This is a genomic window from Amycolatopsis granulosa, assembly GCF_011758745.1.
Lineage (GTDB): Bacteria > Actinomycetota > Actinomycetes > Mycobacteriales > Pseudonocardiaceae > Amycolatopsis_E > Amycolatopsis_E granulosa.
In genome coordinates this window covers 4,897,704-4,919,958 of record NZ_JAANOV010000001.1, presented here as the reverse complement: position 1 = coordinate 4,919,958, position 22,255 = coordinate 4,897,704, and the positions used below count along the sequence as shown (strand labels likewise).

At 72.4% G+C, this 22,255-nt stretch carries 22 protein-coding genes; 8 read left to right on the top strand and 14 right to left on the bottom strand.

From position 1 onward, the window contains the following. Window positions 1-298: 298 nt before the first annotated feature. Together FHX45_RS24160 and gltB are read right to left on the bottom strand one after the other, a co-directional pair. Window positions 299-1,807 carry a glutamate synthase subunit beta gene (locus FHX45_RS24160; RefSeq protein WP_167106303.1) on the bottom strand — a complete coding sequence of 503 codons (1,509 nt, stop codon included), beginning with the start codon at window positions 1,805-1,807 and terminating at the stop codon, window positions 299-301. After that, window positions 1,800-6,386 carry a glutamate synthase large subunit gene (gene gltB, locus FHX45_RS24155; RefSeq protein WP_167106300.1) on the bottom strand — a complete coding sequence of 1,529 codons (4,587 nt, stop codon included), beginning with the start codon at window positions 6,384-6,386 and terminating at the stop codon, window positions 1,800-1,802. Before gltB ends, FHX45_RS24160 begins: the two co-directional genes overlap by 8 nt. Window positions 6,387-6,903: 517 nt before the next feature. Between gltB and FHX45_RS24150 the strand changes: the two genes are divergently transcribed. From FHX45_RS24150 to FHX45_RS24140, 3 genes are read left to right on the top strand one after another with little or no spacing between them, the layout of a single operon-like run. Continuing rightward, the gene (locus FHX45_RS24150; protein ID WP_167106297.1) at window positions 6,904-7,833 is read left to right on the top strand and encodes a helical backbone metal receptor; all 930 of its coding nucleotides are present in this window, start codon (window positions 6,904-6,906) and stop codon (window positions 7,831-7,833) included. After that, window positions 7,826-8,854 (top strand): iron chelate uptake ABC transporter family permease subunit, encoded by a 1,029-nt coding sequence (locus FHX45_RS24145; RefSeq protein ID WP_167106294.1) that lies wholly within the window; start codon window positions 7,826-7,828, stop codon window positions 8,852-8,854. The genes FHX45_RS24150 and FHX45_RS24145 overlap by 8 nt, the downstream gene beginning before the upstream one ends. Then, window positions 8,851-9,660: an ATP-binding cassette domain-containing protein gene (locus FHX45_RS24140; RefSeq protein ID WP_167106291.1), complete on the top strand. Its 810-nt coding sequence runs from the start codon at window positions 8,851-8,853 to the stop codon at window positions 9,658-9,660. The genes FHX45_RS24145 and FHX45_RS24140 overlap by 4 nt, the downstream gene beginning before the upstream one ends. A 41-nt stretch (window positions 9,661-9,701) precedes the next feature. Here FHX45_RS24140 and lgt read toward each other — a convergent pair whose 3' ends face one another. The 10 genes from lgt to FHX45_RS24090 all read right to left on the bottom strand — a co-directional run bounded on the left by lgt (window position 9,702) and on the right by FHX45_RS24090 (window position 17,111). After that, window positions 9,702-10,646: a prolipoprotein diacylglyceryl transferase gene (gene lgt / locus FHX45_RS24135; protein ID WP_341771597.1), complete on the bottom strand. Its 945-nt coding sequence runs from the start codon at window positions 10,644-10,646 to the stop codon at window positions 9,702-9,704. A 37-nt stretch (window positions 10,647-10,683) separates the two neighbouring features. Further along, complete coding sequence (locus tag FHX45_RS24130; protein WP_167106288.1) at window positions 10,684-10,851, bottom strand: hypothetical protein; 168 nt, start codon at window positions 10,849-10,851, stop codon at window positions 10,684-10,686. Window positions 10,852-10,874: 23 nt separating this feature from the next. Next, the gene (locus tag FHX45_RS24125) at window positions 10,875-11,063 is read right to left on the bottom strand and encodes a hypothetical protein (RefSeq protein WP_243870247.1); all 189 of its coding nucleotides are present in this window, start codon (window positions 11,061-11,063) and stop codon (window positions 10,875-10,877) included. Window positions 11,064-11,181: 118 nt separating this feature from the next. Beyond that, window positions 11,182-11,859: an MOSC domain-containing protein gene (locus FHX45_RS24120; RefSeq protein WP_167106282.1), complete on the bottom strand. Its 678-nt coding sequence runs from the start codon at window positions 11,857-11,859 to the stop codon at window positions 11,182-11,184. Continuing rightward, a complete protein-coding gene (locus tag FHX45_RS24115; protein WP_167095805.1) occupies window positions 11,856-12,017 on the bottom strand; it encodes a hypothetical protein in 162 nt (53 codons plus the stop codon). The genes FHX45_RS24120 and FHX45_RS24115 overlap by 4 nt, the downstream gene beginning before the upstream one ends. A gap of 51 nt (window positions 12,018-12,068) precedes the next feature. After that, on the bottom strand, window positions 12,069-12,857 hold the full coding sequence (trpA, locus tag FHX45_RS24110; protein WP_341771596.1) for a tryptophan synthase subunit alpha: 789 nt from the start codon (window positions 12,855-12,857) through the stop codon (window positions 12,069-12,071). Next, complete coding sequence (trpB, locus tag FHX45_RS24105; protein WP_424923821.1) at window positions 12,854-14,068, bottom strand: tryptophan synthase subunit beta; 1,215 nt, start codon at window positions 14,066-14,068, stop codon at window positions 12,854-12,856. The genes trpA and trpB overlap by 4 nt, the downstream gene beginning before the upstream one ends. Next, window positions 14,065-14,874, bottom strand: coding sequence for an indole-3-glycerol phosphate synthase TrpC (gene trpC / locus FHX45_RS24100; RefSeq protein WP_167106279.1), 810 nt, complete (start codon window positions 14,872-14,874; stop codon window positions 14,065-14,067). The genes trpB and trpC overlap by 4 nt, the downstream gene beginning before the upstream one ends. Window positions 14,875-15,019: 145 nt before the next feature. Beyond that, on the bottom strand, window positions 15,020-15,571 hold the full coding sequence (locus FHX45_RS24095) for a Trp biosynthesis-associated membrane protein (RefSeq protein ID WP_167106276.1): 552 nt from the start codon (window positions 15,569-15,571) through the stop codon (window positions 15,020-15,022). Next, on the bottom strand, window positions 15,549-17,111 hold the full coding sequence (locus FHX45_RS24090) for an anthranilate synthase component I (RefSeq protein ID WP_167106273.1): 1,563 nt from the start codon (window positions 17,109-17,111) through the stop codon (window positions 15,549-15,551). The genes FHX45_RS24095 and FHX45_RS24090 overlap by 23 nt, the downstream gene beginning before the upstream one ends. A 94-nt stretch (window positions 17,112-17,205) precedes the next feature. On the opposite strand from FHX45_RS24090, the gene FHX45_RS24085 reads away from it, so the two are divergent. Next, window positions 17,206-17,820, top strand: a complete 615-nt coding sequence (locus FHX45_RS24085; RefSeq protein WP_167106270.1) for a TetR/AcrR family transcriptional regulator — start codon at window positions 17,206-17,208, stop codon at window positions 17,818-17,820. Window positions 17,821-18,016: 196 nt separating this feature from the next. Next, window positions 18,017-18,469, top strand: a complete 453-nt coding sequence (locus tag FHX45_RS24080; RefSeq protein WP_167106267.1) for a Rossmann-fold NAD(P)-binding domain-containing protein — start codon at window positions 18,017-18,019, stop codon at window positions 18,467-18,469. A 288-nt stretch (window positions 18,470-18,757) separates the two neighbouring features. Here FHX45_RS24080 and hisI read toward each other — a convergent pair whose 3' ends face one another. After that, the gene (gene hisI / locus FHX45_RS24075; protein ID WP_167106264.1) at window positions 18,758-19,111 is read right to left on the bottom strand and encodes a phosphoribosyl-AMP cyclohydrolase; all 354 of its coding nucleotides are present in this window, start codon (window positions 19,109-19,111) and stop codon (window positions 18,758-18,760) included. Next, on the bottom strand, window positions 19,108-19,881 hold the full coding sequence (gene hisF, locus FHX45_RS24070; protein ID WP_167106261.1) for an imidazole glycerol phosphate synthase subunit HisF: 774 nt from the start codon (window positions 19,879-19,881) through the stop codon (window positions 19,108-19,110). The genes hisI and hisF overlap by 4 nt, the downstream gene beginning before the upstream one ends. A 43-nt stretch (window positions 19,882-19,924) precedes the next feature. Here hisF and FHX45_RS24065 point away from each other — a divergent pair, with 43 nt between their 5' ends. The 3 genes from FHX45_RS24065 to FHX45_RS24055 are packed head-to-tail and all read left to right on the top strand — an operon-like array spanning window position 19,925 to window position 22,249. Continuing rightward, window positions 19,925-20,755, top strand: a complete 831-nt coding sequence (locus tag FHX45_RS24065) for a DMT family protein (protein ID WP_167106258.1) — start codon at window positions 19,925-19,927, stop codon at window positions 20,753-20,755. 40 nt (window positions 20,756-20,795) lie between these two features. After that, window positions 20,796-21,521 carry an ABC transporter ATP-binding protein gene (locus FHX45_RS24060; protein ID WP_341771595.1) on the top strand — a complete coding sequence of 242 codons (726 nt, stop codon included), beginning with the start codon at window positions 20,796-20,798 and terminating at the stop codon, window positions 21,519-21,521. Beyond that, entirely contained in the window at window positions 21,518-22,249 is a 732-nt protein-coding gene (locus tag FHX45_RS24055) for an ABC transporter permease (protein ID WP_208407938.1), read from the top strand. Before FHX45_RS24060 ends, FHX45_RS24055 begins: the two co-directional genes overlap by 4 nt. Window positions 22,250-22,255 lie beyond the last annotated feature (6 nt).

Below are 22,255 nucleotides of genomic sequence, written 5' to 3'. Positions count from 1 at the left end.
ATCGGCCCCCGCCCCGAGCCGGTCACCCTCCCGCGGCGCGCAGCGGCGGCTGCACCCACTCCGCCCGCCCCCGGGCGTCCGGGCCCGCCCGCCCCCAGCAGCCAACACGGCGCCCCAAAGCAGCCGACACGACGACCCCAGCGGCGAACACGGCGCCTCAAGCGGTGAACACGACGACCCCAGCGGCGAACACGGCGCCTCAAGCGGTGAACACGGCGCCGCGGGCGTGTTCACCGCTCCGGGCGGCGTGTTCACCGGCCCGGGCGGCGTGTTCGCCGCTCTGGGGCGGCCGGGCGGTTCAGACCACTGCGAGGGGCAGCGCGGTCGGGTGGACCGGTGCCGGCAGGTCGGACGCGCCCGTCAGGTAGGCGTCCACGGCGTGGGCCACCGAGCGGCCCTCCGCGATCGCCCACACCACCAGGGACGCGCCGCGGTGCGCGTCGCCGCAGACGAACACGCCGGGGGCCTCCGTCTGCCAGTCCGGACCACACGAGATGGTGCCCCGGCGGGTCAGCGAGATGCCCAGGTCGTCGAGCAGCCGCATGTGCTCCACGCCCTCGAACCCGATCGCGAACAGCACCAGGTCGGCCGGGATCTCCTCGATCTCGTCGGAGACCGGCACCACCTCGCGACGCCCGGTCTCCGGGTCCTTCACGACCTTGACCTGCTGCAGCTCGATCGCGCGGACGTGCCCGTTCTCGTCGCCCACGAAGCGCCGCACGGCGACGCCGAACTTCCGCTCGCCGCCCTCCTCGTGCGCGGGGTAGGTGCGCAGCACGTACGGCCAGGTCGGCCACGGCGACCGGTCGTCGTCGCGGGTCGACGGGGGCATCGGGTACTGGTCCAGCTGGGTGACCGACGCCGCGCCCTGACGGATCGCGGTGCCGTAGGAGTCGGCACCGGTGTCCCCACCGCCGATGATCACGACGTGCTTGCCGTGCGCGTGGACCGGCGACGGCCCGTCGCCCTCGCACTGCTTGTTGGCCGGCACCAGGTGCTCCATCGCCAGGTGGATGCCCGCGAGCTCCCGTCCCGCCGTGGTGGTGTCGTCCCGGCCGCGCAGCGCGCCGACCGCGAGCACGACCGCGTCGTAGCGCGCCCGCAGCTCCTCGACGGTGATGTCGACACCGACCTCGCAGCCGGTGACGAACTGCGTGCCCTCCTTCTTGAGCTGGGCCAGGCGCTGGTCGAGGTGCTTCTTCTCCATCTTGAACTCGGGAATGCCGTAGCGCAGCAGCCCGCCCAGCCGGTCGTCCCGCTCGAACACCGTCACGTCGTGCCCGGCGCGGGTGAGCTGCTGGGCGGCGGCCAGCCCGGCCGGGCCGGACCCGACCACGGCCACCCGCTGACCGCTGGCCACCTCGGCGACCTGCGGCTGGGCCAGGCCCAGCTCCCACGACTTCTCCGCGATCGTCGCCTCGACGCGCTTGATCGCGACCGGACCGCCGGACAGCGGCGAGATGGACAGGGTGCAGCCGGCCTCGCAGGGCGCCGGGCACAGCTTCCCGGTGAACTCCGGGAAGTTGTTGGTCGCGTGCAGCCGGTCGCTCGCCGCGGCCCAGTCGCCGCGGCGCACCAGGTCGTTCCACTCCGGGATCAGGTTGCCCAGGGGGCAGCCGGAACCCGCGGAGTGGCAGAACGGGATGCCGCAGTCCATGCAGCGGGTCGCCTGTGTGCGCACCTGCTGGTCGCGCTCGGCCGGTTCGAGGTCGGCGTAGACCTCCCGCCAGTCCTCGGCGCGGTGCGCCTTGGGGCGCTTGGGCGGCTCGACCCGCTCGTACTTCAGGAAGCCCTTCGGGTCAGCCACGGGACGCCACCTCCATGATCGCCTCGTCGACGTCCCGCCCCGCGGCCTTGGCGGCCTTGGTCGCCTCCAGCACGCGCTTGTAGTCGCGCGGCATCACCTTGGTGAAGCTCGCCGAGCGGCGCGGCCAGTCGCCGAGCAGCGACGCGGCGACCGCCGAGCGGGTGAGTTCGTGGTGACGGGTCACGATGTCCTTCAACCAGTTCAGATCCTCGGGCTCCAGCGGGAGCAGCTCGACCATCTCGCCGTTGACGTTGCCCTGGTCGAGGTCGAGGACGTAGCCGATGCCGCCGGACATGCCCGCGGCGAGGTTGCGTCCGGTCGGGCCGAGCACCACCGCGCGGCCGCCGGTCATGTATTCGAAGGCGTGGTCGCCCACGCCCTCGGCGACGACGGTGGCGCCCGAGTTGCGTACGCAGAACCGCTCGCCCACCTGGCCGCGCAGGAACATCTCCCCCGCGGTCGCACCGTAGGCCAGCGTGTTGCCGGCGATGACCTGACGTTCGGCGGCGAACGTCGCGTCCGGGTCGGGGCGCACGATGATGCGCCCGCCGGACAGGCCCTTGCCCACGTAGTCGTTGGCGTCCCCGACCATCTCCAGCGTGACACCCCGGGGCAGGAACGCGCCCAGGGACTGTCCCGCCGATCCGGTGAGCCGGATGTGGATGGTGCCGTCGGGCAGGCCCTCCCCGCCGTAGCGACGGGTGATCTCCGAGCCCAGCAGCGTGCCGACCGTGCGGTTGACGTTGCGCACCGGCAGTTCGAGCCGGACCGGGTGGGCGTCCTCCAGCGCCGCCTCGGACAGCTGGATCAGCGTACGGTCCAGCGCGTGCTCGAGGCCGTGGTCCTGCTCGCGGATCTTGCGCCGTGCCCCGCCGTACGGGGTGTCGGCAGGCATCTCGAAGATCGGCGTCAGGTCCAGCCCGGAAGCCTTCCAGTGGTGCACGGCCTCGTCGGTGTCCAGCACGTCGGCCCGGCCGATCGCCTCGTCCAGGGTGCGGAAGCCCAGTTCGGCCAGCAGCTCGCGGACCTCCTGCGCGACGAACCGGAAGTAGTTCACCACGTGCTCGGCCTGCCCGGTGTACCGCTTGCGCAGGTCCGGGTTCTGCGTCGCCACGCCCACCGGGCAGGTGTCCAGGTGGCAGACCCGCATCATGATGCAGCCCGCGACGATGAGCGGCGCGGTCGCGAAGCCGTACTCCTCGGCGCCGAGCAGCGCCGCGACCACGACGTCCCGGCCGGTCTTCATGGCACCATCGACCTGCACGGTGATGCGGTCGCGCAGGCCGTTGAGCATCAGGGTCTGCTGGGTCTCGGCCAGGCCGATCTCCCACGGCGTGCCCGCGTGCTTGAGCGAATTCAGCGGCGAGGCGCCGGTACCGCCGTCGTGACCGGAGATCAGCACCACGTCCGCGTGCGCCTTGGACACACCCGCGGCGACGGTGCCGACGCCGAGCGAGCTGACGAGCTTCACGTGGATGCGGGCCTGCTCGTTGGCGTTCTTCAGGTCGTGGATCAGCTGCGCCAGGTCCTCGATCGAGTAGATGTCGTGGTGCGGCGGCGGCGAGATGAGGCCGACCCCCGGCGTGGAGTGCCGGGTGCGCGCGATCCACGGGTACACCTTGTTCGGCGGCAGCTGGCCGCCCTCGCCGGGCTTGGCGCCCTGCGCCATCTTGATCTGGATGTCGTCGGCGTTGACCAGGTACTCGCTGGTCACCCCGAACCGGCCGCTGGCGACCTGCTTGATCGCGCTGCGCCGCTCCGGGTCGTAGAGCCGCTCCGGGTCCTCGCCACCCTCACCCGTGTTGGACCGGCCGCCGATGCGGTTCATCGCGATCGCGAGGGTCTGGTGCGCCTCGGCGGAGATCGAGCCGTAGGACATCGCGCCGGTGTTGAAGCGCCGGCAGATCGACTCGACCGACTCGACCTCGTCGATGGGCACCGGGGTGCGGCCCTGCGTGCGGAACTTGAACAAGCCGCGCAGCGCGCCGCCCTCGCGGGAGAGGCGGTGCACCTCCTCGGCGTAGCGGCGGTACACCTCGTCGCGGCGGGTCTTGCTGGCGTGCTGCAGCAGGAACACCGTCTCCGGGGTGAACAGGTGCAGCTCGCCCTCGCGCCGGTAGGCGTACTCGCCGCCGCTGTCGAGCCGGCGGTGCACGCGGTCGGTGGGGTTGTCCGGGTAGGCCCGGCGGTGCCGGACCGCGACCTCCTCGGCGAGCACGTCCAGGCCGACGCCGCCGAGCTTGGACACCGTGCCCGTGAAGTACTCGTCGAGCACTTCCTGCGACAGCCCCAGCGACTCGAACACCTGCGCCGCGGTGTAGGCGCCCACGGTCGAGATGCCCATCTTGGACATGATCTTCAGGACGCCCTTGACGAGCGCGTTGACGTAGTTGCGCACGGCCTTGCGCGGCTCGATGCCGCTGATCGCGCCCTGGGCGATCATGTCCTCGATCGTCTCGAACGCCAGGTACGGGTTCACCGCCGCGGCGCCGTAGCCGAGCAGCAGCGCGATGTGGTGCACCTCGCGGGCGTCCCCGCTTTCCACGACGAGCGCCACGCGCAGCCGTTCCTTGGTGCGCACCAGGTGGTGGTGCACCGCGGAGACCAGAAGCAGCGACGGGATCGGTGCCATCCGGTGGTCGGAGTCCCGGTCGGACAGCACCAGCGTGCGGGCGCCGGCCGCGATCGCCTCGGACGCCTCGCGGCGCACCCGCTCGATCGCCTCCGCCAGTGCCTTGCCTCCGCCGTCCACTTCGAACAGTCCGGACAGGACGGTGCAGGCGAAGCCGGGCAGGTCGCCGTCGTCGTTGATGTGGATGAGCTTGGCCAGCTCGTCGTTGTCGATGACCGGGTAGGGCAGCTGGATGTGCCGGCAGGAGGCCGGGCCCGGGTCGAGCAGGTTGCGCTCGGGACCCATGATCCGGCTCATCGAGGTGACCAGCTCCTCGCGGATCGCGTCCAGCGGCGGGTTGGTCACCTGCGCGAAGTTCTGCTTGAAGTAGTCGTAGAGCTGGCGCGACCGCTGGGACAGCACCGCGGGCGGGGTGTCGGTGCCCATCGAGCCGAGCGGCTCGGCACCCTTCTCCGCCATCGGCGCGAGCAGGATCTTCAGTTCCTCTTCGGAGTAGCCGAAGGCGAGCTGACGGCGCAGCACCGAGTCGTGGCTCTGCGTGACGTGGTCGCGGTCGGGCAGGTCGGCCAGCTGCAGCAGACCGGCGTGCAGCCACTCCTCGTACGGGTGCTGCTGTGCCAGCTGCGACTTGATCTCGTCGTCCGCGACGATGCGGCCGGCCTCGGTGTCCACCAGGAACATGCGGCCCGGCTTGAGCCTGCCCTTGGCGACCACCTTCTCCGGCGGTACGTCCAGCACGCCGGCCTCGCTGGCCAGCACGACGCGGTCGTCGGCGGTGCGCCACCAGCGGCAGGGGCGCAGGCCGTTGCGGTCCAGCACCGCGCCGACCAGGCTGCCGTCGGTGAAGGTCACGCAGGCCGGGCCGTCCCACGGTTCCATCAGGCTGGCGTGGTACTGGTAGAACGCGCGCCGGTGCGCGTCCATCGTGGTGTGGTTCTCCCACGCCTCCGGGATCATCATCAGCACGGCGTGCGGCAGGCTGCGGCCACCCAGGTGCAGCAGCTCGAGCACCTCGTCGAAGGACGCCGAGTCCGACGCCTCCGGTGAGCAGATCGGGTACAGCCGGGTCAGATCGCCCGGGAGCGCGCCCGCCTCGAGCAGCGCCTCGCGGGCGCGCATGCGGTTGCGGTTGCCGCGGATCGTGTTGATCTCGCCGTTGTGCGCGACGAACCGGAACGGGTGCGCCAGCGGCCAGGACGGGAACGTGTTGGTGGAGAACCGGCTGTGCACCAGGGCGATGGCGCTGGTGAGCCGTGCGTCGCGGAGGTCGCCGAAGAACGCCGGGAGCTGCTCGGGGGTGAGCATTCCCTTGTAGACCAGGGTGCGCGAGGACAGCGACGGGAAGTAGACGCCATCGGACCCGGCGCCCGCGATGTTGCGGCTCTCGTGTTCGGCGCGCTTGCGCAGGCAGAACGTGAGCCGGTCCAGCTCCAGACCGGACGGGCGCGCGCCGTCGGCGTCCGGCATGCCGGCCACGAACAGCATCGCGAAGTGCGGCATCACCGACCGCGCGGTGGGACCGAGGCCGGCGCCGTCCGGGTCGACCGGCACCTCGCGCCAGCCCAGCACCTCGAGGCTCTCCTCGCCGGCCAGGCGCTCGATCAGCGCCACGGCCTTGTTCCGCGCCTCCTCCTCGGCGGGCAGGAACGCGATGCCGGCGGCGTAGCGGTGGTGGCCCCGCGCGTCGGGCTCGGGCAGCGTGACCCCCGCCTCCGCACGGAGCAGCTGGTCGGGCAGCTGCACGAGGATCCCGGCGCCGTCGCCGGAGGTCGGCTCGGCACCCGCGGCGCCCCGGTGGTCCAGGTTGATCAGCGCCGTCAGCCCGTCGGTGACGATGGCGTGCGTGCGGCGGCCCTGGATGTCGGCCACCATCGCCACGCCGCACGAATCCTGCTCCAGGGCAGGGTCGTACAGGCCCTGCTTGCCCGGGTTGGCGGAGAAGATCATGCGGGGACCTCCTTCGTCGTCTCAATCAGTTCGGAAAGTTCCCCCGGTACTGCTGTGGGACGACGATGGCCCTTGGATTAGCGCGACCTTAACACCCAGGAAACAGGACGGCACCATCTCGCCTGTGGAATTTCTCATCCGATGGTAACGATCTGGCTGCGAGGAACGACATCGTTCTTGATGGGCTGCGGCCGGTGCTGTCCCCGACTCTACGCCGCGCGCGATCCCGTGAAGATTACGCGAGTCTCGCCGCGATTGACCAGAATCAGCGGTGGTAGCGTTCCTCACGCTGGTCAGCGGCTTGCCGACCAGTGACGCGGCGGCCGCGAAACCGGTGTGAACCCGGTGCTGTGCCGCAACTGTGATGACTCGGGTGCGCTGGGTGCACACCCGGTCGAGCCAGGTCGCCTGCCGCCGCGCCGACGCCAGAACGCCCCCGGCGCAGGGGTGCGGCGTCCGTAACGCCTGGGTGCGGGACGGGGCCCCGTGACGCCGGCCGGAAACCTGAGGATTTCTTGTGTTCCGTCGTTTCGCACCGCTCCTCGCGCTGCTGCTCGTCCTGACCGGGTGCGCCACCCGGCCGCCGGAGACTTCCGCCGCACCGCCGGACACCGAGGGTGCCTTCCCCGTCACCGTCGCCGCCCCCGGCGCCCCGGCCGTGACGCTGGACCGGCAGCCGCAGCGCATCGTGTCGCTGTCCCCGTCGGCCACCGAGACGTTGTTCGCGCTCGGCGCCGGGCCCCAGGTGGTCGCCGTCGACTCGGCGTCCGACTACCCCGCGCAGGCCCCGCACACCCAGCTGTCCGGGCTGAACCCCGATCCCGAGGCGATCGCCGCCTACCACCCCGACCTGGTCGTCGTCTACGCCGACCCCACCGGGCTGGCCGACGCCCTGGCGAAGATCGGCACGAAGACGCTGGTGATGCCGGACGCCAAGACCCTCGACGACGCCTACGCGCAGTTCCAGGCGCTGGGCAAGGCGACCGGGCACCAGGCCGAGGGCGAAAGCCTGGCGCGGCAGACGCGGGACGACATCGACAAGGTCGTCGCGGACACCCGCAAGCCGGCGCGGCCGCTGTCGTACTACTGGGAGCTGGACCCGACGTACTACAGCGCGACCTCGGCCACCTTCATCGGCCAGGTGCTCACCCGGTTCGGGCTGACCGACATCGCCGACGGGACCGACCCGAAGGCGAACGGCGGCTACCCGCAACTGTCGGCCGAGCGCATCCTGCAGGCCAACCCGGATCTCGTCTTCCTCGCCGACAGCAAGTGCTGCGGGCAGAGCGCGCAGACGGTCGCCGCGCGGCCGGGCTGGAACACCCTGACCGCCGTGCAGCGCAACCAGGTGATCGCGCTCGACGACGACATCGCCTCCCGGTGGAGCCCGCGCATCGTCGAACTCGTCCGGACCGTGGCGGACGCGGTGGCGAAGGCCGGTGCCTGACACCCGGACGCGGCTGCGCGCAGCGGTGCTGCTCACCGGTCTGCTGGTGCTCGCGGCCGCGCTGATCGGCGCGGTCCTCGCGGGCGCGAGCGACCTGGGCTGGCAGCGCGTGCTCGCCGAGCTCTGGGCACAGGTCATCGGCGGCCGGTCGCCGCTGTCGGCACGGGAAGCGGCGATCGTGTGGCAGCTGCGCGTGCCGCGGGTGCTGCTCGCCGGGATCGTCGGCGCCGCGCTCGCGGTCTCCGGCGCCACGTTCCAGGGCGTGTTCCGCAATCCGCTCGCCGATCCCTACCTGCTCGGCGCCGCGGCCGGGGCGGGCATGGCGGCCACGCTGGTCGTCGTGCTCGCCCCCGCGGTCACCGGCTGGGTGGTGGGTCCGCTGCCGCTGGCGGCGTTCGCCGGTGCGCTCGGCGGGGTCGGGCTGAGCTGGCTGGTCGGCCGGTCCGCGGGCCGCGGCACGAGCACGCTGCTGCTGGCCGGGGTCGCGGTCGCGTCGTTCCTCACCGCGGTGCAGACGTTCGCGCAGCAGTTGAACACGGACACGATCCGGCAGGTCTACACGTGGATGCTCGGCGGGCTCACGGTGAGTGGCTGGCGCGAGGTCGCGATCGCGGTGCCGTACGTGGCGGTCGCGGCGGTCGTGCTGTGCCTGTCGGCGCGGCTGCTCGACGTGCTCGCCCTCGGCGACGCCGAGGCCGCCTCGCTGGGGCTGCGGCCGGGACGCATCCGGCTGGTCGTGCTCGCGGCGGCGTCGCTGGCGACCGCGGCCGCGGTGTCGGTGAGCGGGCTCATCGGGTTCGTCGGGATCGTGGTGCCACACGTGGTGCGCCTGCTCGCCGGAGCGAGCTACCGCGTGGTGATCCCGCTGTCGCTGATCGGCGGGGCGGCGTTCCTGGTGCTGGCCGACCAGCTGGCGCGCACCATCATGCCCGGCGAACTGCCGCTGGGTGTGGTCACCGCGTTCACCGGGGCGCCGTTCTTCGCCTGGATCCTGCGCTCGTCACGGAGGGGGTTGTCGTGACCGCACTGTCGTTGCGGGGAATGCGGTCCGGGTACGGCGGCTGCCCGGTGCTGGACGCCGTTTCGGTCGACGTGCCGGAGGGCGGATGGCTGGCGATCGTCGGCCCGAACGGCGCCGGGAAGTCCACTGTGCTCAAAACCGTCGCCGGGCTCCTTCCGGCACAAGGGGAAGTGCGCATCGGCGGCCGGGACGCGGTGCCGCGCAAGGAACTCGCCCGGATCGTCGGCTATGCGCCGCAGGATCCGGCTGTGCCCGCGGGACTGACGGTCACCGACTACGTGCTGCTCGGCCGCACACCCCATCTCGGCCTGCTGGCCAGGGAAAGCCGGGCCGACCTGTCCATTGTGGAGGAGGTGCTGACGCGCCTGGACCTGGCCGGGCTGGCCGGCCGCCGGATGGACAGGCTCTCCGGCGGCGAGCGGCAGCGCGCGGTGCTGGCGCGGGTGCTGGCGCAGCGGGCGAGCCTGCTGCTGCTCGACGAGCCCACCACCGGCCTGGATCTCGGGCACGCGCAGGCGCTGCTGGAGCTGATCGACCGGCTCCGGCGTGAGGACGGCATCACGGTGGTCTCGACGCTGCACGACCTGACCTTCGCCGCCCAGTACGCCGATCAGCTGCTGCTGCTCGACCGCGGCCGGGCGGTCGCCGCCGGATCCCCGGCGCAGGTGCTCACGGCCGAAGCGCTGGCGGAGTACTACGGCGCGTCCGCCGAGGTGCACACCACCGGCCGGGGCGGGCTGGCCGTGCTGCCGATCCGTCCCGTGCCCGTGCCGGAGGACCCGTTCGTCCAGCCCGGGCCCAGCTAGACGGCGCACGGGATGACGCCACTGCGGGAACGGGCCCGGCCCTACTCGCGGTCGGTGGCCTCGCTGCTCGCCACCGGCTCGGCCGGTTCGTCACCCTTGCTGCGCAAGGTCTCCGGCTCCTCACGCGGCCCACGGCGCCGGGCGGCGAAGAAGTAGACCAGCGCGCCGGCGAAGACCAGGATCGACGTCCAGGTGTTGACCCGCAGCCCGAGGATGTGGCTGGCGTCGTCGGTGCGCATCAGCTCGATCCAGAAGCGGCCCAGCGTGTACCCCGCGACGTACAGGGCGAACGCGCGGCCGTGGCCCAGGCGCAGCCGCCGGTCGGCGTACACGACCAGTGCCGCGACGAGCAGGTTCCAGATCAGCTCGTACAGGAACGTCGGGTGCACCGGGCTGTCGGCGAGCGGGATGTGCCCGAACGCGATGCCGCCCGGACCCTGGTCCGGGATGGCGGGGTTGGCCGGGTCGAAGCGCTGGTAGATCTCCAGGCCCCAGGGCAGCGTCGTGTGCCCGCCGTAGAGTTCCTGGTTGAAGTAGTTGCCGAGCCGCCCGACGGCCTGCGCGGCGACGATGCCCGGGGCGATCGCGTCCGCCATGGCCGGCAGGGGCACGCCCTTGCGGCGGCAGCCGATCCACGCGCCGACCGCGCCGAGGGCGATCGCGCCCCAGATACCGAGACCGCCGTCCCAGATGTAGAGCGCCTTGATCGGGTCCTTGCCCGCGCCGAAGTACCGCCACGAGTCGGTGATGACGTGGTAGAGACGGCCGCCGACCAGCCCGAACGGCACGGCCCACACGGCGATGTCCACGACCGTGCCCTTCGTGCCACCGCGCTGCACCCAGCGGCGGTCGCCCCACCAGATGGCGAGGACGATGCCCGCGATGATGCAGAGGGCGTAGGCGCGGATCGGGATCGGCCCCAGGTGCCAGACGCCGCGGTCCGGGCTCGGGATCGTTGCGAGGAACACAGCCGAGGCGGAATTCACGTCGTCACCGTAACGTGCCCGGCCGACGGGGTGCGGGTCAGCCCGCGCGGTTGAGGGCGGCCGACCCGAGCGCGAGCACGCACCCGGCGCCGAACAGGGCCGTGATCCACCACTGCCCGCCGTGGGTGACGTTCCAGATCGCCACGAGGGCCGCCAGCACGGCGACGACGAGGTTGCGCACCTGGAGCGGAGAAGGCCGGGCCATGCCCCCAGCCTGCCACGCCGGGCTCAGCGGGTGCGGCCGAGGGTCGCCGCGAAGGGCCGGTCGAACGTGACCTCACCACCCTCGTCCCGCGCGCTTTCCCGGTACTCGCCCTCGGCCCGCTCGCACAGGACGGCCGGGCTCACGAACCGGCCGCCATCGACCAGCTCGATGCGGCTGCCGTGGTCGCCGGGCAGCCCGAGAACGTCCTGCACGGTCCATGGATCGTCGTGCTCGGGCACCAGGTAGCCCGGATCCCACCGGCCAGTGCGGCATGCCGTCCCCCGGTCCGCTCGAAACGCGAGGGCACTCTCCCGCCCGGACACGACGGTCCTAGCCCGCGGACGCTTCCTGCCGCTCCACTGCGCGGCGGACCTTGCGCCTGTCGTATTCCGGGAGGGCGTCCACGCCGGCCAGCCGCGGCAGCAGCGAAGGTTCCGTGGTGAACGCCCGGAACGTCATGCCGATCGTCACGCCGTGGTCCGGCCGCGACAGCACCCGCACCACGTCCCCGGGCCGCACGGACCCGGGCTCCAGCACCCGGAAGTAGGCCCCCGGCACCGCCCGCCGGGTGAAGGTCTTCACCCACCCGCGCTCGCCCAGCCAGGCGGCGAACGTCCGGCACGGAATCCGCGGCGAGGTCACCTCCAGCAGCAGCGACTCCCCGACCCGCCACCGCTCCCCGATCAGCGCACCGGTCACGTCGAGTCCCGTCGTGGTCAGGTTCTCGCCGAACACGCCCGGGGCCAGATCGCGGCCCAGCTCCCCGGCCCAGACGTCCAGGTCTTCCCGCGCGTACACGTACACCGCCTGGTCGTCGCCGCCGTGGTGGCGCAGGTCGCACACCACGTCGCCGGCGACCCCGCTGGCACCGACGCCGCGCGGTCCCGGCGCGGCCACCGCGACGGGACCGGCGACGGGCCGCTTGTCGATCCCGGTGACGCCGAGGTCGGCTTCGCGCAGCTCCCGCTTCGAGCCGAGGTTGACCGACAGCACCGTCCCCAGGGTCATGCCCGGCACAACCAGTCGGCCTGCCCGGGCCCGGCGACGGCACCACCGGGCGGGATCGTCCCGTCCACGACGTCCGTGCGCTGGGGCGAGGTGAGCTGGGGCGAGGTGAACGGGGCAGCCGGCCGCCCGATGTTCACCCGCGCGAGTTCGTACGCCATGCCGACAGTCTGCCGATCATCGCGCGCCACGGCTACGGGTCCGGCGCCGGCTCACGCCGGAGCGACGGCCTGCCGCACACCCTCGGCGAGCTCACCGGCCAGCGCGTGCACCGGTTCGGTGCCGCCGGCCGCGGCCGACACCAGCGCCGATCCCACGATCACCGCATCGGCGTACCCGGCGATCGCGGCGGCCTGCTCCCGGGACCGGACACCCAGCCCCACGCCGATCGGCAGATCGGTGTGCGCCCGGGTGCGGCGGACCAGCTCGGCACCGTCGCTGCTCACCTGGTCGCGGGCACCCGTGACGCCCATGACCGCCGCGGCGTAGACGAACCCGGAGCACGCCTTGACCGTCAGGTCGATCCGCTCCTCCGACGACGACGGCGCGACCAGGAAGATGCGGTCCAGACCGTGCCGCGTGGACGCCGCCGTCCACTCGCCGGCCTCCTCCGGGATCAGGTCCGGCGTGATGAGCCCGAGGCCACCCGCGGCGGCGAGGTCACGCGCGAACTTCTCGACCCCGTACCGGCGCACCGGGTTCCAGTAGGTCATCACGACCGCGCGGCCACCACGAGCCGACACCGACTCGACCACCTCGAACAGGTGGCGCAGCCGGAAACCGTTCTTCAGCGCCGCATCCGCGGCGAGCTGGATCGTCGGCCCGTCCATCACCGGATCGGAGTACGGCACGCCGATTTCGACGAGGTCCGCGCCGCCGTCGAGCAGGGCCGCGAACAGATCCTTCGAACCGGGCACGGTCGGGTAGCCGGCGGGCAGGTAGCCGACCAGGGCCGCCCGGCCGTCGCCGCGGGTCTGGGCGAACAGTTCCGCCAGGCTCACGACTGGTCCACCAATCCGAAGTACTGCGCGGCCGTGTCCATGTCCTTGTCGCCGCGGCCCGACAGGTTGACCACGACCAGACCGTTCCGGCCGAGCTCACGGCCGAGCTGGATCGCACCGGCCAGCGCGTGGGCCGACTCGATCGCCGGGATGATGCCCTCGGTGCGCGAGAGCAGGGCGAACGCCTCCATCGCCTCGGCGTCGGTGATCGGCCGGTACTCGGCGCGGCCGCTGTCCTTGAGCCACGCGTGCTCGGGGCCGACGCCCGGATAGTCCAGACCGGCCGAGATCGAGTGCGACTCGATCGTCTGGCCGTCCTCGTCCTGCAGCAGGTACGACATCGCGCCGTGCAGGTTGCCCGGCGAGCCCTTGGTCAGGGTCGCGCCGTGGCGGTCGCCGTCGATGCCCTCGCCGCCGGGCTCCAGGCCGACCAGCCGGACGTCCGGGTCGTCGATGAAGCCGTGGAAGATGCCGATCGCGTTGGAGCCGCCGCCGACGCAGGCCGCGACCGCGTCCGGCAGCCGCCCGGTCTGCTCGAGGATCTGCGCACGTGCCTCCTCGCCGATGACCTTGTGGAAGTTGCGCACCATCATCGGGAACGGGTACGGCCCGGCGGCGGTGCCGAACAGGTAGTGCGTGGTGTCGGCGTTGGCGACCCAGTCACGCAGCGCCTCGTTGATCGCGTCCTTGAGCGTGCGTGACCCGGTCTTCACCGGGACGACCTCGGCACCGAGCAGGCGCATGCGCGCCACGTTCAGCGCCTGCCGCTCGGTGTCGACCTCGCCCATGTAGACCACGCACTCCAGGCCCATCAGGGCGCACGCGGTGGCGGTGGCCACGCCGTGCTGGCCCGCGCCGGTCTCGGCGATGACCCGCTTCTTGCCCATCCGCTTGGTGAGCAGCGCCTGGCCCAGCACGTTGTTGATCTTGTGCGAGCCGGTGTGGTTGAGGTCCTCCCGCTTGAGGAAGATGCGTGCCCCGCCGGCGTGCTCGGCGAACCGCTCGGCCTCGGTGAGCAGCGACGGCCGTCCGGCGTAGTCCCGCAGCAGGCGCTTGAGCTGGGCCTGGAAGTCCGGGTCGACGCGTGCCTTGTCGTACTCGGCGGACACCTCGTCGACGACCCCGATCAGGGCCTCGGGCATGAACCGGCCCCCGTAGGGACCCCAGTACCCACGCTCGTCGGGGTCGTGCTCGTCGTGCTCGTCGCTCATCGGCTCGGCCTCGGGCAGGCGGGATGGGATCCGGCGGTGACCAGCTTCATCAGGGCGCCCTTCGGGTCGCCGGAGGCCACCAGGCCCTCACCGACCAGGACGGCGTCGGCCCCGTGACCGGCGTAGGCCATCAGGTCACCGGGGCCGCGGACGCCGGACTCGGCGACCTTCACCGTCTCGAACGGCAGGCCCGGCGCGAGACGGCCGAAGACGTCCCGGTCGACCTCGAGGGTGTGCAGGTTGCGGGCGTTGATGCCGATGACCTTGGCCCCGGCCTCGAGCGCACGGTCGGCCTCCTCGGCGTTGTGCACCTCGACCAGGGCGGTCATGCCCAGCGACTCGACGCGGTCGAGCAGGGCCGCCAGCGCGTTCTGCTCGAGCGCGGCGACGATCAGCAGCACCAGGTCGGCGCCGTGCGCACGGGCCTCGTGCACCTGGTAGGGGCTGACGATGAAGTCCTTGCGCAGGATCGGCACGTCGACCGCGGCCCGGACCGCGTCCAGGTCGGCCAGCGAACCGCCGAACCGGCGCCGCTCGGTGAGCACGCTGATGACCCGGGCACCGGCGGCCTCGTAGTCCTTGGCGAGCGCGGCGGGATCGGGGATGTCGGCCAGCGAGCCCTTCGACGGGCTGCGGCGTTTGACCTCGGCGATGACGCCGATCGACGAGTCACGCAACGCGGACAGCGCGTCCCGCGGTGGCGGCGCCTGCGCGGCGAGCCGCTTCAGCTCCTCGAACGGAAGCGACCTCTCCCGTTCAGCCAGATCTTCCCGGACGCCGGCGACGATGTCTTCGAGAACGGTCACGGCGCAACCTCACCGGTTGTCGCACATTCACTCGAAAGCTGGCTCACAAACACCTTCCCCTTCCCGCAGAAAAGATGCTAACCCGCCCACTTGTGCGGACCGGTTCCGGGTCGGACTTGCCTTGTCCGGTAGCGAAAACGGTGGTCTACCGTTCGGTCGTCGGATCTTCTCCTTCGGAGAGCGCCTCCCAGAGCTCCGTGTCCGGATCCTTCGCGGCCTTCTTGCGGCCGGCCGGGGCCTGGTAACGGGCACCCAGCTTCGCCATGCGGCCGGCGCCCTTGCCAGCGATCAACCCCGCGGCGAGCATCAGAATTCCCGCCAGCAGGGCCAGTCCGCGCCCGGCGAAGATCTGCCCCGCGGGCGCGCCCGGGGGGAAACCGCCGAAACGCCAGCCGTCGAGGGCGATCCAGCCGGCGGCGACGCCGGCCAGCGCGACCACCACGCCCAGGATGCGCCGCAGCCAGCCGCCCGCGGCGACCAGCCCGGCGACCCCGGCCAGCGCGAGCACGGCGAGCGGGACCAGCGCGCCGGAGACCTGTGCGCCGGTGTGCTCGTCCAGTACCGTCCCACGCACGCCGGCGTCGCGCAGCTCGGCGGACCACACCAGCCGCGAGGAGCCCCACAGCGCCGCCGCGGCCAGCAGGAGCGCGACCGCGACGATCCACAGTGGACGTCTACTGGATGCTGGCGACGTCATCGGCGGGGTCCAGCTTCCGCGGCGGCGCCATGGTCTGCGCGGCCGCGACCGCGGAGAGCACCGTGCGCGCCTTGTTCAGGCATTCGTTGTCCTCGTACTCGGGCACCGAGTCGGCGACCACGCCGCCGCCCGCCTGCACGTAGGCGACGCCTTCGCGGATCAGGGCGGTGCGGATCGCGATCGCGGTGTCGGCGTCACCGGCGAAGTCGAGGTAGCCGACCACCCCGCCGTAAAGGCCGCGGCGCGTCGGTTCCAGCTCCTCGATCAGCTCCATCGCGCGCACCTTCGGCGCGCCGGAGAGCGTGCCGGCCGGGAAGCACGCCGCGACCGCGTCGAACGCGGTCTTGTCCTCGGCCAGCTCACCGGTGACCGTGGAGACGATGTGCATGACGTGGCTGTAACGCTCGATCGCGAAGAAGTCGACCACCCGCACGGTGCCCGGCTTGCACACCTTGCCGAGGTCGTTGCGGCCGAGGTCGACCAGCATCAGGTGCTCGGCTCGCTCCTTCTCGTCGGCCAGCAGGTCCTTGGCCAGCTGCGCGTCCTCCTCCGGGTCCGCGCCGCGCCAGCGGGTGCCGGCGATCGGGTGCGTGGTGGCCCGGCCGTCGCGCACGGTGACCAGCGACTCCGGGCTGGAACCGACGATGTCGAACCCGTCCAGCCGCAGTAGGTACATGTACGGGCTCGGGTTCGAGGTGCGCAGCACACGGTAGATGTCCAGCGCGTCCGCCCGGGTGGGGATCTCGAAGCGTTGCGACGGCACGACCTGGAACGCTTCGCCGGCCTTGATCGCCTCGACCGCCTTCTCCACCGCCGCGTAGTAGTCGGCCTGGGTGCGGCGGCGCTCGAACTCCGGCACCGGGCGCTCGAAGACGGCGGCGGTGGCCGGTGCGGCGGCGCCCAGCCGCTCGGTCATCTCCTCCAGACGGCGCAGCGCGTCGTCGTAGGCCGCGTCGACCCGCTCCGGGCTGTCGTCCCAGTTGACCGCGTTCGCGATCAGCGTGACCGTGCCCTCGTGGTGGTCCACCGCGGCCAGGTCGGTGGCCAGCAGCATGGTCAGCTCGGGGATGTCGAGGTCCTTCTCGGCCAGCTCCGGCAGCTTCTCCAGCCAGCGCACCGCGTCGTAGCCGAGGTAGCCGACCATCCCGCCGGTCAGCGGCGGCATGCCGGGCAGCGGCTCGGTGTGCAGGGCCGCGACCGTCTCGCGCAGCACGGTCAGCGGGTCACCGCCGGAGGGCAGGCCCACCGGCGGCGTGCCCTCCCACACGGCCTGACCGTCGCGCACGGTCAGGGCGGCGGGGCTGCGCACGCCGATGAACGACCAGCGCGACCACGACTGCCCGTTCTCGGCCGACTCGAACAGGAACGTGCCCGGACGATCGGCCGCGAGCTTGCGGTAGACCCCGACGGGTGTCTCACCGTCGGCGAGCAGGCGCCGGACCACCGGGATCACGCGACGGCCCTCGGCGAGGGCGCGGAACTCGTCGCGTGCGGGGCTCACCGAACCGAGGCCGCCGTCGGTGGGATTCGCACTGACCATGCAGCCATTGTGCCGCCCGGGTCCGACACTCTTCGCACCGGGCGCTAATTCACGCAACGTTGAATTTTGCCCGTGTTCGCGTCATGATGGCGGGGTGAGCACCGCGGAACAGCCTACGCCCGCCCGGCGGCGCGGCCGGCGGCCCGGCGGACAGGACACCCGGGCGGCCCTGCTGGAGGCCGCGCGCGAGGTCTTCGGCGAAAGCGGCTACGAAGGTGCCACCGTCCGCGCGATCGCGGCACGGGCCAGCGTCGACGCGGCCATGGTGAACCACTGGTTCGGCGGCAAGGAGGCCCTGTTCGCGCAGGCCGTGCTGAAGCTGCCGTTCGACCCGGTGCAGCTCCTGTCCGATCTGATGGACGGGCCGGTGGAGGAGCTCGGCGACCGCATCGTGCGGCGGTTCCTCACCGCCTGGGACTCGACCGAGGGCGGCGCCTTCCCCGCACTGGTCCGCAGCATCGCGGGCCACGAGCAGGCGGCCCTGAGCCTCAAGGACTTCCTGATCAGGCACGTCCTGGAGAACGTGGTCCGGCACGTGTCGCCGGACCGGCCGGAACTGCGCGCGGCGCTGTGCGCGTCGCAGATGGTGGGCATGGGCATGGCCCGGTACGTGGCGAAGTTCGAGCCGTTCCCGGCCACCGGCATCGACACGCTGGCGGCGGCCGTGGGGCCGACGCTGCAGCGCTACCTCACCGGCGAGATCGACTAGTCAGACCGTGCCGGCAGGTCGCTGCTGGAGCGAACCCCGGCCACTCCGCCGGCCACTCCGCCGGGCGCCGGCGCGGCGGACCCGGCCAGCCTCTCCACATCGGGACCAGGCGCTCCGGTCCCGCTGTCCCAGCGGGCGCGGGACTCGATCACGGTGTGGCGGTGCTCCGCTGGCCGGCCGTACGGACTGGACGATCTTGCGCAACGGCATCTACGCCGAGATGAGCATCCCGGGTGCGGCCGAGGCCGCGGCCACCGGCAGGTTCACGGGCCCGCTGGGGGAGGGACGGTTGGCCGCGGTGGCCCGTGCGGACCTGGCGGAGGTCACCGCCAAGATCGTGGCCGAGCCCGCCGGCCACCGTGGCAAGATCTACGAACTGGTCGGCGAGCACGCCATCAGTGGCGCCGACATCGCCCGCGCGGTGGCCGAGGCAACCGGACAGGACGTCGTCTACGAGCCCGGCACACTGGCCCAGCTCCGCGAGGCGCTCACCACCGCCGGTGTCCCGGGCTGGCAGATCCCGATCGTGGTCTCCACCTACTCCGTCATCGCGGCCGGTTTCATGGCCGAAACCGCCGGCGACCTGGCCGCTCTGCTCGGCCGGGCCCCGCAGTCCGCGCTGGACGTGATCGCCACCGCCGTGGCATGAGCGTTCTCGTTCCTGCCCCCACGCGACTCCTGACGCCGTCTCATCTGCCGCTTCGCGGTGGAGCCTGAACGATGCGCACCGGATCTTGCGGGTGCGCAGGTGCTGCCGGATCGCGCGGGAGGAGTACGCCTTGCCGGCCCGGACCACCTCGGTCCGGGTACCCGCGCAGCCGGACGCGCCGCAGTTCCCCACGGTCATCGCCGCCATCAAGGTGCCCGGCTCGGGCCTGAGGATCTGCTGCCACCGACCGGCCGGCTGCTTGCGGCGGAACAGGCTTCGAGACAGGCGCTAGCCCTCGTCGGCGAGCAGCAAGCGCTCCTCGCCGTCGAAGCAGGTCCGGCTGCCGGTGTGACAGGCAGGCCCGGTCTGGTCCACGCGCACCAGCAGCGTGTCGGCGTCGCAGTCCAGGCGGACCTCGCGCACGTGCTGCACGTGCCCGGACGTCTCGCCCTTGACCCACAGCTCCTGCCTGCTGCGCGAGTAGTACGTGCCCCGCCGGGTGGTCAGCGTGCGCTCCAGCGCCTCGTCGTTCATCCACGCCACCATCAGCACGTCGGACGTCGCGTGGTCGACCACGACCGCGCAGACCAGCCCGTCGGCGTTGCGCTTGAGGCGCCCGGCGAGTTCGGGTGCCAGGCTCACCGGACCTCCACCCCGCCGGCGCGCAGGGCGTCCTTGACCGCACCGATCTTCAACTGTCCGAAGTGGAACACGCTGGCGGCGAGCACCGCGTCCGCCCCGGCCCGCACGGCCGGCAGGAAGTGCTCGACCGCGCCCGCGCCACCACTGGCGATCACCGGCACGGTGACCACCTTGCGCGTCTTCTCGATCAGCTCCAGGTCGAACCCGGTTCTGGTGCCGTCGGCGTCCATCGAGTTGAGCAGGATCTCCCCCACCCCGAGCTCCTCGCCGCGCTGGGCCCACTCGACCGCGTCGATGCCGGTGCCGCGGCGACCACCGTGGGTGGTGACCTCGAAGCCGGACGGCGTGGGCTCGGCGCCCTCGGGGACCCGCCGGGCGTCGACCGACAGCACGATGCACTGGGCACCGAACCGGCGGGACGCCTCGCGCAGCAGCTCGGGTCGGGCGATCGCGGCCGTGTTGATGCTCACCTTGTCCGCACCGGCGCGCAGCAGGCGGTTGACGTCGTCGCAGGCCCGCACCCCGCCGCCGACGGTCAGCGGGATGAACACCTGCTCGGCGGTGCGGCGGACCACGTCGAAGGTCGTCTCTCGGTCGCCGGAGGAGGCGGTCACGTCGAGGAAGGTGAGCTCGTCGGCGCCCTCCGCGTCGTAGGCCCGCGCCAGCTCCACCGGATCACCGGCATCCCGGAGGTCGGCGAAGTTGACGCCCTTCACCACCCGGCCCGCGTCGACGTCCAGACACGGGATCACCCTGACCGCTACACCCATGCCACCAGGGTAGATGACCGCGCACCGGCCTAGAGTGGTCGCCGTGTGGTGGGGGTTGCTCTGCGCGGTGGCCTACGGCGTGGCCTCGGTGTTCCAGGCCGTCGCGGCGCGAGCGGTCGACGACGGGGGGTCCGGTGTGGACCCCCGCCTGCTGGTGCGCGTGCTGCGGCAGTGGCGGTACGTCCTCGGCCTCGGCCTGGACGCGCTGGGGTTCGTGGCACAGCTGGTCGCGTTGCGGGTGCTGCCCTTGTTCGTGGTGCAGGCCGCGCTGGCCGCGAGCCTCGCCGTGACGGCCGTGGCCGCGCTCGCGGTCGGTGCGCGGCTGGCGCGCCGGGAGTGGACCGCGATCGCCGTGGTGTGCGCCGGGCTGGCGCTGCTCGGTGCCTCCGCGCAGAGCGAGGGCTCGGCGCCGGTCGGCACCGCGTTCCACGCGGGCCTGCTCGTGGTGGTCGCGGTGCTGGCCGTGGCCGGCTGGGGCGCCGGGCACGCGCCGGAGCGGATCCGCACACCGGCACTAGGGCTGATCTCCGGGTTGTGCTTCGGCACCGTGGCGCTGGCCGGCCGGGTGCTGACCGTGACCGGCGTGGGGAGCGTGCTGACCGACCCGGCCGCGTACGCCCTGGCCGCCGCGGGGGTGCTCGCGATGTTGTTCTTCGCCTCGGCCCTGCAGCGGGGCAGCGTGACGACGGCGACCGCGCTGATGGTCGTCGGGGAGACCGTGGTGCCGTCGGTGATCGGCGTGCTCGTGCTGGGCGATTCGACGCGGGCCGGGTTCGGGACGGCCGCGGTGGCCGGTTTCGTGCTGGCGGTCGCGGCGGCGCTCGCGCTGGCCCGGTTCGGCGAGCTGGAGAGTGCACCGGAGACGACGACCTGACGCTTGACCGGGCCTTCGTCGCCGGCGCAGAATTCAACACGTGACCAATTACGCCGTCGGCGTGGACGGCCTCCGGGTCGTTCGCGGCGGCCGCGAGGTGGTCCGCGGGGTGACGTTCGCGGTACCGCGCGGCACCGTCACCGGGTTGCTCGGGCCGAGCGGCTGCGGCAAGACGACCCTGATGCGGGCGATCGTCGGCGTGCAGATCGTGGCCGGTGGCACCGTCACGGTGCTCGGCCACCCGGCCGGCAGCCCGGCGCTGCGGCGCACGATCGGGTACGCGACGCAGAACCCGGCCGTCTACACCGACCTCACCGTCACCGAGGCGCTGCGGTACTTCGCCTCGATCCTGCGGGTGGCCAACGCCGACGTGGCCCGGGTCATCGCCGAGGTGGGCCTGACCGAGCACGCGCACGAGCTCATCGGCACCCTCTCCGGCGGGGAGCACAGCCGGGCCAACCTGGCGGTCGCGCTGCTCGGCGAGCCCGAGCTGCTCGTGCTGGACGAGCCGACGGTCGGGCTGGACCCGGTGCTGCGGGACAGCCTGTGGGAGATGTTCGGCCGGCTGGCCGGGCGGGGCACCACGCTGCTGGTGTCCAGCCACGTCATGGACGAGGCCGCACGATGCGACCGGCTGCTGCTGATGCGCGAGGGCACGCTGCTCGCCGACGGCACCCCCGCCGCGCTGCGCGCCCGCACCGGCGCGGCCGACCTGGAGCAGGCGTTCCTGCGCCTCATCCGCCACCACGAGGGGGCGATCCCGTGAACCCGGCCATCACCCGCGCGACCGCCCGCCGGGTGCTGACCCAGCTGCGGCACGATCCGCGCACCGTCGTCATGCTCGTCGCGGTTCCCGCGGTGCTGATGCTGCTGCTGCGGTACGTGTTCAACTCGGCGGCGCAGTTCGACCGGATCGCACCGGCGCTGCTGGGCGTCTTCCCGTTCCTGACGATGTTCCTCATCACCTCGGTCGCCACGCTGCGGGAACGCACGAGCACCACGCTGGAGCGGCTGATGACCACGCCGCTGGGCAAACTGGACCTGCTGTTCGGCTACGCACTGGCCTTCGGGCTGCTCGCGGTGGCGCAGGTGGGGGTCGCGTGCGCGGTGAGCGTGGGTCTCGGGCTCGTCATCGCGGGCTCGCTGTGGGTGCTGCTGCTGATCGCACTGCTCGACGCGCTGCTGGGCGTGGCGCTGGGCCTGTTCGTCAGCGCGTTCGCCCGCACCGAGTTCCAGGCGATCCAGTTCATGCCGGTGTTCGTGCTGCCGCAGTTCCTGCTGTGCGGGCTGTTCGCGGCGCGCGACGAGATGGGCTGGATACTGAACTGGCTCTCGCACGTGATGCCGCTGTCGTACGCGGTCGAGGCGCTGGGCCGCGTCACCACATCCTCCACACTGGACGCCACGACGGTGCGGGACGTGCTGGTGGTGGCCGGTTGCGTGCTGCTCGCCCTCGTGCTCGGCGCGGTCACGCTCCGGCGCCGCACCCCGTGAACCGCG